10 protein-coding genes and 1 pseudogene are annotated in these 12,948 nt (G+C 68.4%); all 11 read left to right on the top strand.

Annotated features, from left to right (window positions below):
* Positions 1-8: 8 nt before the first annotated feature.
* The 11 genes and pseudogenes from LG380_RS06580 to uvrC all read left to right on the top strand — a co-directional run bounded on the left by LG380_RS06580 (position 9) and on the right by uvrC (position 12,943).
* Positions 9-767, top strand: coding sequence for a hypothetical protein (locus tag LG380_RS06580; protein WP_225764111.1), 759 nt, complete (start codon positions 9-11; stop codon positions 765-767).
* A gap of 74 nt (positions 768-841) precedes the next feature.
* On the top strand, positions 842-1,978 hold the full coding sequence (locus LG380_RS06575) for a type IV secretion system protein (RefSeq protein ID WP_225764110.1): 1,137 nt from the start codon (positions 842-844) through the stop codon (positions 1,976-1,978).
* Positions 1,979-2,125: 147 nt separating this feature from the next.
* Positions 2,126-4,599: pseudogene (locus tag LG380_RS06570) on the top strand (DNA internalization-related competence protein ComEC/Rec2).
* Positions 4,493-5,161, top strand: coding sequence for a MotA/TolQ/ExbB proton channel family protein (locus LG380_RS06565; protein WP_225764109.1), 669 nt, complete (start codon positions 4,493-4,495; stop codon positions 5,159-5,161). The pseudogene LG380_RS06570 and the gene LG380_RS06565 overlap by 107 nt, the downstream one beginning before the upstream one ends.
* Before the next feature lie 4 nt (positions 5,162-5,165).
* Positions 5,166-5,588, top strand: a complete 423-nt coding sequence (locus tag LG380_RS06560) for a biopolymer transporter ExbD (RefSeq protein ID WP_225764108.1) — start codon at positions 5,166-5,168, stop codon at positions 5,586-5,588.
* Entirely contained in the window at positions 5,585-7,330 is a 1,746-nt protein-coding gene (msbA, locus tag LG380_RS06555; RefSeq protein ID WP_225764107.1) for a lipid A export permease/ATP-binding protein MsbA, read from the top strand. Before LG380_RS06560 ends, msbA begins: the two co-directional genes overlap by 4 nt.
* Positions 7,330-8,340, top strand: a complete 1,011-nt coding sequence (gene lpxK / locus LG380_RS06550) for a tetraacyldisaccharide 4'-kinase (RefSeq protein ID WP_225764106.1) — start codon at positions 7,330-7,332, stop codon at positions 8,338-8,340. Before msbA ends, lpxK begins: the two co-directional genes overlap by 1 nt.
* A gap of 76 nt (positions 8,341-8,416) precedes the next feature.
* Positions 8,417-9,202: a 3-deoxy-manno-octulosonate cytidylyltransferase gene (gene kdsB / locus LG380_RS06545; protein WP_225764105.1), complete on the top strand. Its 786-nt coding sequence runs from the start codon at positions 8,417-8,419 to the stop codon at positions 9,200-9,202.
* Positions 9,199-9,687, top strand: coding sequence for a low molecular weight protein-tyrosine-phosphatase (locus tag LG380_RS06540; RefSeq protein WP_225764104.1), 489 nt, complete (start codon positions 9,199-9,201; stop codon positions 9,685-9,687). Before kdsB ends, LG380_RS06540 begins: the two co-directional genes overlap by 4 nt.
* Positions 9,684-11,099, top strand: coding sequence for a hypothetical protein (locus LG380_RS06535; RefSeq protein ID WP_225764103.1), 1,416 nt, complete (start codon positions 9,684-9,686; stop codon positions 11,097-11,099). The genes LG380_RS06540 and LG380_RS06535 overlap by 4 nt, the downstream gene beginning before the upstream one ends.
* Positions 11,096-12,943 carry an excinuclease ABC subunit UvrC gene (gene uvrC / locus LG380_RS06530; protein WP_225764102.1) on the top strand — a complete coding sequence of 616 codons (1,848 nt, stop codon included), beginning with the start codon at positions 11,096-11,098 and terminating at the stop codon, positions 12,941-12,943. Before LG380_RS06535 ends, uvrC begins: the two co-directional genes overlap by 4 nt.
* Positions 12,944-12,948 lie beyond the last annotated feature (5 nt).

Genomic DNA, 12,948 nt, shown 5'->3' with positions numbered 1-12,948 from the left:
TCATGGAAATGAAACACAAGGACGCAGCAGGGAGGGGACAGCCCCGGCGGCGGGCGGCATGGATGCTGGGACTGGTGATCGCCTGCTCGGCGAACAGTGTCTCGGCAGGGACGCCGGTCATCGACTACACCGCCATTACCCAGGCCATCCAGGGCTACATTTCGCAGGCGCGGGAGTACGCACAGGAAGCCCAGCGCTGGAGGGAGGTAAAGAACCAGATCGACCAGGCGATGTCGATCTTCGATCCGTCCACCTACCTGCTCAAACGGCCGGCAGGCGCCAAGCTGGAGAAGATCGAGCCCGACTACATGGTGGAGGAGACCTGCGGGCAAGGCCCCGCGGGATGGGGTGATGTGTTGCGGGAGGTCGTCTTCGATCTCAACGGTGACCTGCTCGCGCAGCAGCGGCAGCTCTGCGTGAACATCCGCATGGTCCAGAACCTGCAGTACAACGAGTCGGTCGATTTCCTGGAGAAGACCGTCGCTGGCATGGAGAGTTCGCTCTGGAAAATCTTCGAGATGCGCTCGAGGAACAACAAGGAAGGGACGGTGCAGGCAGCGAACAACGAGGCGGCGCGTTTCTCCAACGAGATCCAGGTGGCCGCGGATGAGTGGGCCGCGCAGATGGAGGCCTACGACCGCTACGTCCGGGTCATGCAGCTGAACCAGAACACGTTGGCCCGGATCGCTTTGAAAGGCTCGAACAAGCGATCGCTGGCCAACCAGCTTGTACAGACGGCTGCGTTGAAGATGGCCTTGAAGAAGTAAGCCAGCCAAGGACCAGGGGGCTCATCGGAGCCTGTTCTGGAATGCGGGAAACCAGGGAAGGATGGGCAGGGAACATGGAAAGTCTCGAAATGGCCAGCGAAATGACCGAGGCGCTGGCCCGGATGGTACGGGCGCAATCGATCGGCGATTTTGTGTTCTTCCGCCTGATCCTGGATTTCCTCCGGGACCAGGTGGCTGAATTCGGAATCACGATGCTCGGCCGCACCATTAAATGGGTAACCGGCATTGCCCTGACCTTGATGACCCTGTGGGTGATGGTCCAGGGGTATCGCATCGTCACCGGGCGCAGCCGCGACTCGATGATGGTGCTGGTGACCAATACTGCGCGTGCCGCCCTGATCGTCAGCGTGGCGGCCACCATGAGCCTGTTCGGCCGCAACGTGCACGACTTCCTGACCGAAGACCTGAACGGCTTGATCGCGGTTGTCGTTACGGGCAAGGACAAGAAGCCCGAAAAGCAGATCGACGAAAGCCTGGCCTGGATGCAGGTCGCGCTGTCGAGCATCGATGCGCTGCAGGTGCATGACGATGCAGCATTGCAGCAGGACAAGAGCCGCGCCCAGTGGTTCATCGGTGTAGGAACCGGTGGGCCCGCGATCACGGCAGGCGCGATGCTGCTGCTGTACCAGGTGGCGATGGCGATGTTCATTGGCCTGGGCCCGATCTTCATCCTGTGCCTGCTGTTCGACCAGACCAGGCCGCTTTTCCAGCGCTGGCTCCTCTACGGAATAGGCACGATGTTCTCCATGGCGGTGCTGGCGGTGATGGTGTCCATCGCGCTGGACATGGTGGTCCGGGTATCGGAGGCGTTCTGGTTCAGCGCCCTGGCCAGCACCTACCTGCTCAAGGATCCTGGCAGCGTCAACGGCATGACCAGCCAGGCCATGCAGCAGGGAGGGATGGGCCTGATCCTGTCGACCCTGATCCTGACTGCCCCGCCGATGGCCGCAATGTTCTTCCAGGGCACATTGGGCACGTTCGCTGCCTATCCACAGATTGGTGGAAACTCGGCGGGTTACCCCGGCCCCGGTGGCCAGCCGCCGGGAATGCACGCTGGCTCCGCCCTGATGGCCTCACGTGCGACGCCGGAGCCGCCACCCGCCCCAGCAATCGGCACCCAGGCGCGGGTAATGCCGCAGGCCGAGACCGCGCCGACCACGCCGGGGCAACGGGGGCTGGGCAATACCTGACCCCTGCCCGGGCAGGGGTCATCTACCCGGGCGATATTGCACACGCTTCAAGCCGGCGCGGAAGGATCCGCGCCGTGCCCGCCTCTGGAATGGAGTCCAACCGTGTCGCAGCCTGTATCTGCTGGTCAGCCCCCGGAAGGGGCCAGGGTGGCCTTGGCTGGCCGGGCCACCGCGGCGTCGCTGCTGGCCGGCGCGCTGCTGGTGTTCTGCCTGCCCGCGCTGCTGCCGTTGTGGGTCGCGGTCCTCACCGTGGCCGCGGGAGTCTTCGTATGGTTGTTCGGGCGCGACGCCCGCTGGCTGGGCGCCCTGCTTGTGGGCTTCGCGTGGACCTCGTTGCATGCGGGCTGGGTGCTGGGCCAGCAGTTGCCGCTGGCAGACGAGGGCAGGGAAGTGCAGGTTTCCGGTGTGGTATCCGGCCTGCCGGAGGTGCAGCCGCGGCGGACACGGTTCAGGCTCGCGGTCGACGATGAGCCGGGTCAGCCGACGGCATTGCGGGGCCGCACGGTCCAGCTGTCGTGGTACGACGATTTCGATGCAGCGGAGCCTGGCCCCCGCGTCGCCCTGCGCGCCGGCGAGCGGTGGCAGATCCAGGCCAGGGTCCGGGCCCCGCGTGGCCTGGTCAATCCGGGCGGGTTCGACAGCGAGCGCCATGCACTGGCCCAGCGTATCGCTGCTACGGGTTATGTCCGCAGTCCGGAAACCGCGACCGTGCTGGGGCCGGCGACTGGCATCGACGCATGGCGCGACCGGATGGCAAGGCGCATCGCCCGGGCCGTGCCGGCAGAGTCCTCGCGCTATGTCACCGCGCTTGCACTGGGAGACACGCGCGGACTGCAGGAGGCGGACTGGCAGGCCCTGCGCGCCACCGGGCTGACACACCTCATTGCGATTTCCGGGTTCCACGTGGGGATGGTGGCCGGCTTCTTCGCCTTGATCGGAGCGGGATCGTGGCGAGTGGTGCCACGACTGGGCCGGTGGATTCCCCGGCCCATCGCCGCCGCAGGAATGGCGCTGCTCGGGGCGACCGGCTATGCCGCGGTCGCGGGCTTTGCGTTGCCCACGGTGCGCACCGTGCTGATGATCGCGGTGGTGGTGCTGGCGCGGGGCTGGCGACGGCCGATCGACGTGCCCGGATCACTCGCCCTGGCCGCGCTGGCCGTCCTGCTGGTGGATCCCTTGTCGGTGCTTGCGCCCGGCTTCTGGCTCAGCTTCGCCGGGGTCGCGTGGCTGGCCTGGTGCCTGCCCGGGAGTGACGACGGCCTGGTCAAGGGGTTCCTTTCCGCGCAGTGGGTGGCCACGCTCGGCCTGCTGCCATTGACGGCGATGCTGTTTGGGCAGGCCTCGCTGGCTGGCCCCCTGGCCAACCTGGTGGCCATTCCCTGGTGGAGCCTGGTGGTGGTGCCACTGGCCTTGGTCGGCACGGGTCTTGAGGCGGTGCATGCCGGTTGGGGCAGCTGGGCGTGGCAGGCGTCGGCCTGGTGTTTCGATCTCACCTGGCCCGGCTTCCAGTGGCTGGCAAGCGGACGGTTTTCACTCCTGTGGCTGCCGGAATCGCGTGCCGCCGCGCTGCCGCTGGCACTGCTGGGGGCGTTCTGGTTGCTGTTGCCGCGTCCGGTGCCGGGCAAGCCGCTTGCCCTGCTGCTGTGGCTGCCGCTGCTGTGGCCTGCGCGCGAACTGCCCCGGCATGGCGAGGCCGAGCTGGTGATGATCGACGTGGGGCAGGGGCTGGCGTTGCTGGTGCGTACCGCAGGCCACGCCTTGCTGTATGACGCAGGACCGGCGATCCGGGATGGGTTTGACGCCGGCGAACGCGCCGTGGTCCCGGCCCTGCGTGCGCTGGGCTCGACGCGGCTGGACATGGCGGTACTCAGCCACGGGGACAATGACCACGCCGGTGGCATGGAAGCCGTGGCCGCGGTGACGCCGATCCATGACTGGCGTGCGCCTCCGGGGCTGGATATCCCTCCGGGGAAACCCTGCGAGGCGGGCGAGCGCTGGCAGTGGGATGGCGTAGTGTTCTCCTTCCTGCATCCGGGGCTGGCCTTTCCGTACCTGCGCAATGAATCCAGCTGCGTGCTGCGGGTGGAGACCGCACATGGCGCGATGCTGCTGACCGGCGACATCGGCGAGGTCATCGAGCAACGCCTGCTGCGCGACACGCCGCAAGCGCTGCGTGCCGATGTGGTGGTGGCCCCCCACCACGGCAGCGCGGGTTCCTCGCGGCCCGGATTCGTCGAGGCTACTGGCGCGCGGCTGGTGCTGATCTCGACCGGGCATGGCAACCGTTTTGGCCATCCGCGACGCGACGTGGTGCGGCGTTGGGAGGACGCTGGTGCCGAGGTGATCACTACCGCCGAGGCCGGTGCGGCAAGGGTCTGGCTGGGGCGTGACGGCCTGCAGTTGCGGGCTTACCGCCACTGGCGCGGACGCCTGTGGGACGCCGCCGGACGGGCACGGACGGCTGCTATCCTATCGACCTCCAAACAGGCGGCCGGCGTGCCGGAGGATTGAAACGTGTGGGAACTGGTCAAGGCCGGCGGATGGCCGATGGTGCCGTTGCTGTTGCTGGGTGTGCTGGCGCTGGCGATTGTCCTGGAACGTTTCTGGACCCTGCGGCGTAACGAGGTCCTGCCCCCGGGGCTGGGCCAGGAAGTCCGCAACTGGGCCGCGCGCGGCAAGCTGGACAGCTCGCACATCGAGTCGCTGCGGGCCAATTCCCCGCTGGGCGCCCTGCTGGCCGCGGCCCTGGAGGCACGCAACCGGCCACGCGACCAGATCCGCGAACGCATCGAGGACACCGGCCGCCACCTGGTGCACCGCATGGAGCGCTTCCTCAACACGCTGGGCACCGTGGCCTCGGCCGGTCCGCTGCTGGGCCTGCTCGGTACCGTGGTCGGCATGATCCAGATGTTCCTGGGCATCCTCGACCACGGCGTGGGCGACGTGAACCAGCTGGCCGGTGGTATCGGCAAGGCGCTGGTGTGCACCGCCACCGGCATGATCGTGGCGATCCCGGCGCTGATGTTCCACCGCTACTTCAAGGGCCGGATCACCGGCTACGTGATCGAGATGGAGCAGGAGGCCAGCGCGCTGCTGGATGCACTCGACGGGCGCCCGGCGGTGATGGCGGCTGCTGCCAAGCCGGCGGCGGCCCCGCGTTCCCCGGCACCGGCCAAGGGGTGAGCGGATGCGCATTCGCGACGACCGCGCCCATGACGAACCGCATATCGATCTGGTGCCCCTGATCGATGTGATCCTGGTGCTGATCATCTTCTTCGTGGTCACGACCACGTTCGATGCGCGTTCCACCCTGCAGATCCAGCTGCCGACGGCCAGCGACCAGAACAACCCCGAGCCGCCACGCTCGCTGAGCGTGCTGGTCAATGCCGACGGCCGCTACTTCATCAACGACCAGGAAGTGCTGCGCACCGACGTGGAGTCCGTGAAGCAGACCATCGCCCGGATCGCCGGCGATGACCGCGAGCAGACCGTGCTGCTGCGCGCTGACGCGCGCACGCCGTACCAGGCCGTGGTCACCGCCCAGGACGCGCTGGGCCAGCTGGGCTTCCGCCGCATCGCCATCGCCACCGCGCCGGAACCCCAACAATGAGTGGCAAGCAGACTCCGGTGTGGCCGATCTACCGTCGGCTGCTGGGATACACCCGCGCCTATTCGACCTTCCTCGGCCTGGCGCTGGTGGCGATGGTGGTGGAAGCCGCGGCCGGCTACTGCTTCACCCGGTTGATGGACCCGATGCTCAACCGCGGCTTCGTCAATCCCGAGCCGCGGATGGCCGTGCTGTTGCCGCTGGCGATCCTTGGCCTGTTCCTGATGCGCAGCCTGGCCACCTTCATCGGTGACTACTGCATGGCGCGCACCGGCCGCAGCGTGGTGCGCGACCTGCGCGAGCAGGTGCTGGTGAAGTACCTGCATCTGCCGTCGACCCATTTCGATGGCGAGGCCACGCCGGTGATGGTCAGCCGGCTCAACTTCGACACCGAACAGGTCACCCAGGCCAGCGCCGACTCGCTCAAGACCATCGTCGCCGATGGCCTGACCATCATCGCGATGCTGGCGGTGATGCTGCAGATGAGCGTCAAGGTCACCTTTGCCATGCTGCTGGTGGTGCCGCTGATCGGCCTGATCGTGTCCTACGTGGGCAAGCGTTACCGCCGCATCAGCCGTGGCATCCAGGACGGCATGGGCTCGATGGCACACAGCGCCGAGCAGTCGCTGGCCGCGCAGCAGGAGGTCAAGGTCCACGGTGCGCAGCAGCACGAGATTTCGCGCTACGCCACGCTGGCCAACCGCATGCTGCGGCTGAACATGAAGGTGGAGACCACCCGTGCCGCGGCGTCGGGCACGGTGCAGTTCCTGGCCGCGCTGGCGCTTGCGGTGATCGTGTGGGTGGCGACCCGTGAATCGCTGGCCGGACGGTTGAACGCCGGCCAGTTCATGGCGCTGATGGCCTCGATGATGGCCATCATTCCATCGCTGCGACGCCTGACCAGCGTGCAGACGTCGATCTCGCGCGGTGTTGCCGCCGCCGAGCGCCTGTTCTCCATCCTCGACATGGAGGCCGAGCGCGACACCGGCACCCGGTCCGTGCAGCGTGCCCGTGGCGAGCTGCGCTTCGATCACGTGATGCTGCGCTACCAGCAGGATGGCGGGCTGGCGCTGGACGACATCAGTTTCGTCGCCCAGCCGGGCACGGTGACGGCCATCGTCGGTCGTTCCGGCAGCGGCAAGACCAGCCTGGTGCGGCTGGTGCCGCGCTTCTATGAACCCAGCGGTGGCCACATCACCCTGGACGGGGTGGAACTGCACGATTACCGCCTGGCCGACCTGCGCAAGCAGATCGCCCTGGTCGGGCAGAAGGTCATGCTGTTCGACGACACCATCGCCGCCAACATCGCCTACGGCATCGATGCCACCGACGCACAGATCCGCGCGGCGGCCGAAGCCGCCAATGCGTGGGAGTTCATCGAGCGCCTGCCGCAGCAGCTGCAGACCCCGGTCGGCGAGAACGGCGCACTGTTGTCCGGTGGCCAGCGCCAGCGCCTGGCGATCGCCCGCGCGATCCTGCGTGACGCCCCGATCCTGATCCTGGACGAGGCCACGGCCGCGCTGGACAACGAGTCCGAGCGGCTGGTGCAGGATGCCCTGCAGAAGCTGATGCCCGAGCGCACCACCCTGGTGATCGCGCATCGCCTGTCCACCATTGAACATGCCGACCAGGTGCTGGTGATGGACCAGGGCCGGATCGTCGAGCGCGGCACCCACCAGGAGCTGCTGGCGATGGGTGGGCTGTACGAACACCTGCACAACATGCAGTTCCGGGAAAGGTCCTGATGTCCCGTCCTGGTCCGCAGACACCGTCGTACTGGTATGACGACGGCCCGGTGCCGTTGCCGGCGCGGCTGGTCGCGCCGCTGTACGGCGCGGCCATCGGGCTGCGCCGCTGGCTTTATCGTCATGGCCTGCTGCGGCGCCGGCAGGTGCCGGTGCCGGTCATCGTCATCGGCAACGTCACCGCCGGCGGCACCGGCAAGACCCCGCTGACCATTGCCCTGGTGCAGCGCCTGCGCGAGGCCGGCTGGAACCCGGGCGTGGCCAGCCGTGGCTATGGCCGCGAGGAATCCAGCCGCGCACGCTGGATCGATGCCGATACCCCCGTAGAACTGGGCGGCGACGAGCCGCTGCTGATCGCCCACAAGACCGGGGTGCCGGTGCGTGTGGACCGCGACCGGGTGGCCGCGGCGCGGGCGCTGATCGAGGCTGGCTGCAACGTGATCGTCTGCGATGACGGCCTGCAGCACTATCGGCTGGCCCGCGACATCGAGATCGAGGTGGTGGATGCGCAGCGTCGCTACGGCAACGGCCTGATGCTGCCGGCCGGTCCGCTGCGTGAGCCGGTGGCACGGGCACGGGAATGCGATTTCCGCGTGGTCAACCTTGGCCAGGTCGCCGAACCGCCGCAGTCGGGGTTCGGTGAGTGGCCGATGCGCGTGCGGATCGAGGGCGCCCAGCCACTGACCGGCGGTCGCGAACGTCCGCTGTCGGCGTTCTCCGGCCAGCGCGTGCATGCCGTGGCCGGCATCGGCCATCCGCAGCGCTTCTTCGCCATGCTGCGTGGCCATGGCATCGGCGTGGTCCCGCATGCCTTTGCCGATCATCACCGCTACCAGTCCGAAGACCTGGATTTCGGCAGCGGGCTGCCGGTGCTGATGACCGAGAAGGACGCGATCAAGTGCCATGGATTTGCCCGGGACTGGCACTACAGCGTGCCGCTGCATGCCGATCTGCCGGCTGCGTTCTGGATCGCGCTGCTCGATCGCCTGGGCAAGCTCGGCCAGGGCTGAGCATGACCGTGCGGGGGGTCTCCCCGCATCACGGATGGCGGTGCAAACTAGCGTCTGCATACAGCAGGACGTTCCCATGTCGCCAGATTCCGGTCTCCCCGGCGCCTTCGTTGTCGCCATTCCCGCCCGTTTCGCCTCCACCCGGCTGCCTGGCAAGCCGCTGGCGCCCATCGGCGGCGAGGCGATGGTGCTGCACGTGGCGCGGCGCGCGTTGCAGGCCGGTGCCCGCGAAGTGTGGGTCGCCACCGACGACGCCCGCATTGCTACTGCTCTGGAAGACCTGGCCGACGTGCGCGTGGCGATCACGGATCCGGCGCACGCCTCCGGCACCGACCGCCTGGCCGAATGCGCGGCGATGGCCGGCTGGGACGACGACACCGTGGTGGTGAACCTGCAGGGCGACGAACCTTTCGCACCGGCGGCAGGTATACGCGCGGTGGCGGCGGCGCTGCGCGACAGCGGCGCCCAGATGGCTACCCTGGGAACGCCGGTCGAGGACGCGGAAACCCTGTTTGATCCCAACGTGGTCAAGCTGGTGCACAACGCGAAGGGTGACGCGCTTTACTTCAGCCGCGCACCCATTCCATGGCATCGCGACGCCTTTGCCCGCGACCGGCAGGCGCTGCCGGGGCAGGAGTGGTTGCGGCACATCGGCATCTACGCCTACACCGCAGGCTTCCTGCGCACCTTCGCGGCCATGCCGCCGGGCCGGCTGGAGCAGATCGAATCGCTGGAGCAGTTGCGGGTGCTGGAGGCTGGCTACCGCATCGCCGTGGGAATCTCCCCCGAGCCATTCCCGCCGGGCATCGACACCCCCGAGGACCTGGCCCGCGCCGAAAAGCGGCTGCAGTCGCCGGCATGAGGCTGCTGCTGGTCTGCCTGGGCAACATCTGCCGCTCGCCCATGGCCGAGGGCGCGCTGCGGGCGCGGCTCGAACAGTCGCCGCTGGCTGGCCGGGTGGAGGTGGATTCGGCGGGGACTGGAGGTTGGCATGCCGGCCAGCGACCGGATGACCGCGCCATCGCCTGCGCAGCCCGGCACGGTGTGGACATTTCCGGGCTGCGTGCCAGGCAGTTGCAGCCCGCGGATTTCGGCCGGTTCGACTGGGTGCTGTGCGCGGATGCGGACAACCGGCGCGATGCGGACCGGCTGGCGCCCGATGCCGCCCGCGGGCGGGTTTCGCTGTGGCTGCCCTGGGCCGGGCTGGAAGCGCCGGCGGCGATCCCGGATCCCTACACGGGCGGCCACGCGCATTTCGAGCAGGTCTGGCAACTGGTGGACGCGGCGGCCGTGGGAACCGTGCGGCGACTGTTGCACGACGCCGAGTCCGGCATAATCGGGGCATGAACGTTCAACCCGCACAGGACTTGCCGGAGTTCGGAACGTGGCTCAATGCCGCGCCTTCAACCCTGATGGAGCACCGGGGACGCCCCGTGGTGCTGGCCTTCGTCAACGCGGCTTCGGCATGGTGCGCCCAGCGCCTGGCCGAACTGGCGCTGTGGCAGGCCCGCAACCCCGGCAAGCTGCAGCTGGTCATCGTCCAGGTGCCGCGCTTCGACTTTGAGCGCCAGCCGCAGCAGGCGCTGAAGCTGCTGCGCCGGGCAGGTGCCACCGCCCCGATCCTGCTTGATGCCGACTGGCAGACCTGGCGCCGGTTCAAGGTCGAGGCCTGGCCGACACTGGTGCTGATCGACGCCCAGGGGCGCGAGCGCGACCGTCTGGTCGGTCTGGGCGGGGAGCTGGATCGCGCGCTGCATGGCCTGTGCGACGGACTTTCCGCGCCGCTGGAAGACGATATCCGCGGCGGTGCCGAGATGAATGCCGAACCGCGGCTGCCGCTGCGGTTCCCGACCGGCCTGGCGGCCACCGCCGACCGGCTGTACGTGTCCGACACCGGTCACCACCGCGTGCTGGAATGCACCCACGGTGGCCGCATCCTGCGCCAGTTCGGCCTGGGTACGGCGGACATGGTCAATGGCAGTGCCAGCGAGGCCACCTTCAACCGGCCGCGCGGCCTGGCGCTGGGACGCGACGTGCTGTACGTGGCCGACACCGGCAACCACGCGCTGCGCCGGATCAACCTGCTCTCCGGCCAGGTCGACACGCTGTGCGGCACTGGCCGCCCCGGTGCGCCGGTCGAGGGCCAGCTTTCCCAGCCGTGGGACAGCCCGCTGCACTATCCGCTGGGCGTGGCCGTGGCCGAGAACCAGCTGCTGGTCGCGATGGCCGGCGACAACCGCATCTGGAGTTACGACCTGGGCAACCACAGGCTGTCCTGGCGTGCCGGCGCGGGGGGCATCGAGGTACGTGACGGTAGCGGCCATCTGGCCGCCTTCGCCCAGCCCAGCGCCGTGGTCGCGGTGCAGCAGGTGCTGTATGTCTGCGACGCGCTGGGTTCGGCCGTGCGCTCGATGCAGCTGCGTGGCGACCTGGTGCAGACCCTGCTTGGCCAGGGTCCGTGGGAGTTCGGCAATCATGACGGGCCGCGCAGCCAGGCCCTGCTGCAGTTCCCGCAGGCGATCGCGCACAGCGCCGACGCGCCCGTGCTGTGGATCGCCGATGCTGGCAACGGGCTGCTGCGCACCCTGCGCCTGGGCGGCGGCGAGCTGTCGACCGTGCAACTGCCGCGGCGGCTGCATTCACCGGCGGGCCTGGCGGTGGCCGCGGGCAAGGTCTTCATCGCCGAGACCGACGGCCACGCTGTGCTCTGCTATGACCCCAACAGCGGCGAGCTGGGCGAAGTGCCAATCGAAGAATGAGCAGTGAGGCAGCCCCGGCGTTTGATGGCAAGGCGTTTGCAGCCAACCTGAGTACCGCCCCGGGGGTTTACCGGATGTACGCCGCCGACGACACCCTGCTGTACGTCGGCAAGGCCGGCGCGCTGCGCAAGCGCGTCGGCAGTTACTTCAACGGGTCGCCCAAGAGCACCCGGATCATGATGATGCTCTCGCAGGTGGCGCGCATGGACGTGACCGTCACCCGCACCGAGGCCGAGGCGCTGCTGCTGGAAAACCAGCTGATCAAGTCGCTTTCGCCGCGGTACAACGTCTCCCTGCGCGACGACAAGACTTATCCGCATGTGCTGCTGACCCGCGACGAATGGCCGCGGATCGGCCTGCATCGCGGCCCGCGTTCGGTGCCGGGTCGCTACTTCGGGCCGTATCCGGGCGTGACCGCGGTGCGCGAGACGCTCAACCTGATGCACAAGCTGTTCAAGCTGCGCAGTTGCGAGGACAGCGTGTTCCGCAACCGCTCGCGGCCATGCCTGCAGTACCAGATCGGCCGCTGCAGCGCGCCCTGCGTAGGGCTGGTGCCGGCCGAGGAATATGCCGAGGCGGTGCGGCGTGCCTCGATGTTCCTGGAGGGCAAGAGCGACCAGCTCGGCGAGGAACTGGTGCAGTCCATGCAGCGCGCCAGCGAGGAGCTGGAGTTCGAACGCGCCGCGCGCCTGCGCGACCTCATCGCCTCGCTGCGCAGCATGCAGAACCGGCAGTACGTGGATGGTCGCGCCGCCGACCTGGACGTGCTGGCCTGCGCGGTGCAGGGCGGCAGTGCCTGCGTGCTGCTGCTGGCCTTCCGCGATGGTCGCAACCTCGGTACCCGCGCGTTCTTCCCTCGCACCAATGGCGAGGACAGCGCGGACGAGGTGCTGGCTGCGTTCGTGTCGCAGTACTACGCCGAGCAGACCCCGCCGCGGGAAATCCTGCTGGACCGCGAGATACCCGACGCCGATCTGATCGAAGCCGCCCTGTGTACCGCTGCCGAACGCAAGGTGCAGCTGAAGTGGAACGTGCGCGGCGAACGCGCCGGCTACGTCGAGCTGGCCAGCCGCAATGCACAGATCACCCTGGTCACCGAAGTGGGCAGCCGCAGCGCGCAGCACGCGCGCAGCGAGGCCCTGCGCGAGATGCTTGGGCTGGCCGAGCAGGTAAAGCGGGTCGAATGTTTCGACATCAGCCACACCATGGGCGAGGCCACGGTGGCATCGTGCGTGGTGTTCGACGCCGCCGGCCCGGTGCGCAGCCAGTACCGGCGCTACAACATCAGCGGCATCGAGCCGGGCGATGACTACGCGGCCATGCGCCAGGCGATCGAGCGCCGCTTCCGTCGCGCGGTGGAGGAGGAGGGGGTGCTGCCCGATGTCCTGCTGATCGACGGCGGGGCAGGGCAGCTGGCCCAGGCCCAGGCCGCGCTGGCCGACCTCGGCGTGGAGAACGTGATGCTGGTGGGCGTGGCCAAGGGCGCGGAGCGCCGCGCCGGGCACGAGGCACTGCTGCTGCCCGATGGTCGCGAGCTGCGTCCGGGCGCCGCTTCACCGGCGCTGCAGTTCATCCAGCAGGTGCGTGACGAGGCCCATCGTTTTGCGATCACCGGCCATCGCGGTCGCCGGCAAAAGGCGCGCATGACCAGCAAGCTGGAAGACATCCCCGGCATCGGACCGCGTCGTCGTGCCAGCCTGCTGAAGCACTTTGGTGGCCTGGCCGGACTCAAGGCCGCCGGACAGGGCGAGATCGCGCGCGTGGAGGGGATAAATGACGCACTGGCCGCCCGCATCTACGCTAACCTTCATGGACTGTCGGTACCCGATGCCGCGGCGGAGTAAAGCTG

The organism is Stenotrophomonas sp. Marseille-Q4652, assembly GCF_916618915.1.
Classification (GTDB): Bacteria; Pseudomonadota; Gammaproteobacteria; order Xanthomonadales; family Xanthomonadaceae; genus Stenotrophomonas.
The sequence above is the reverse complement of the archived record's forward strand: the minus strand, read 5'-3'. Positions and strand labels throughout refer to the sequence as shown.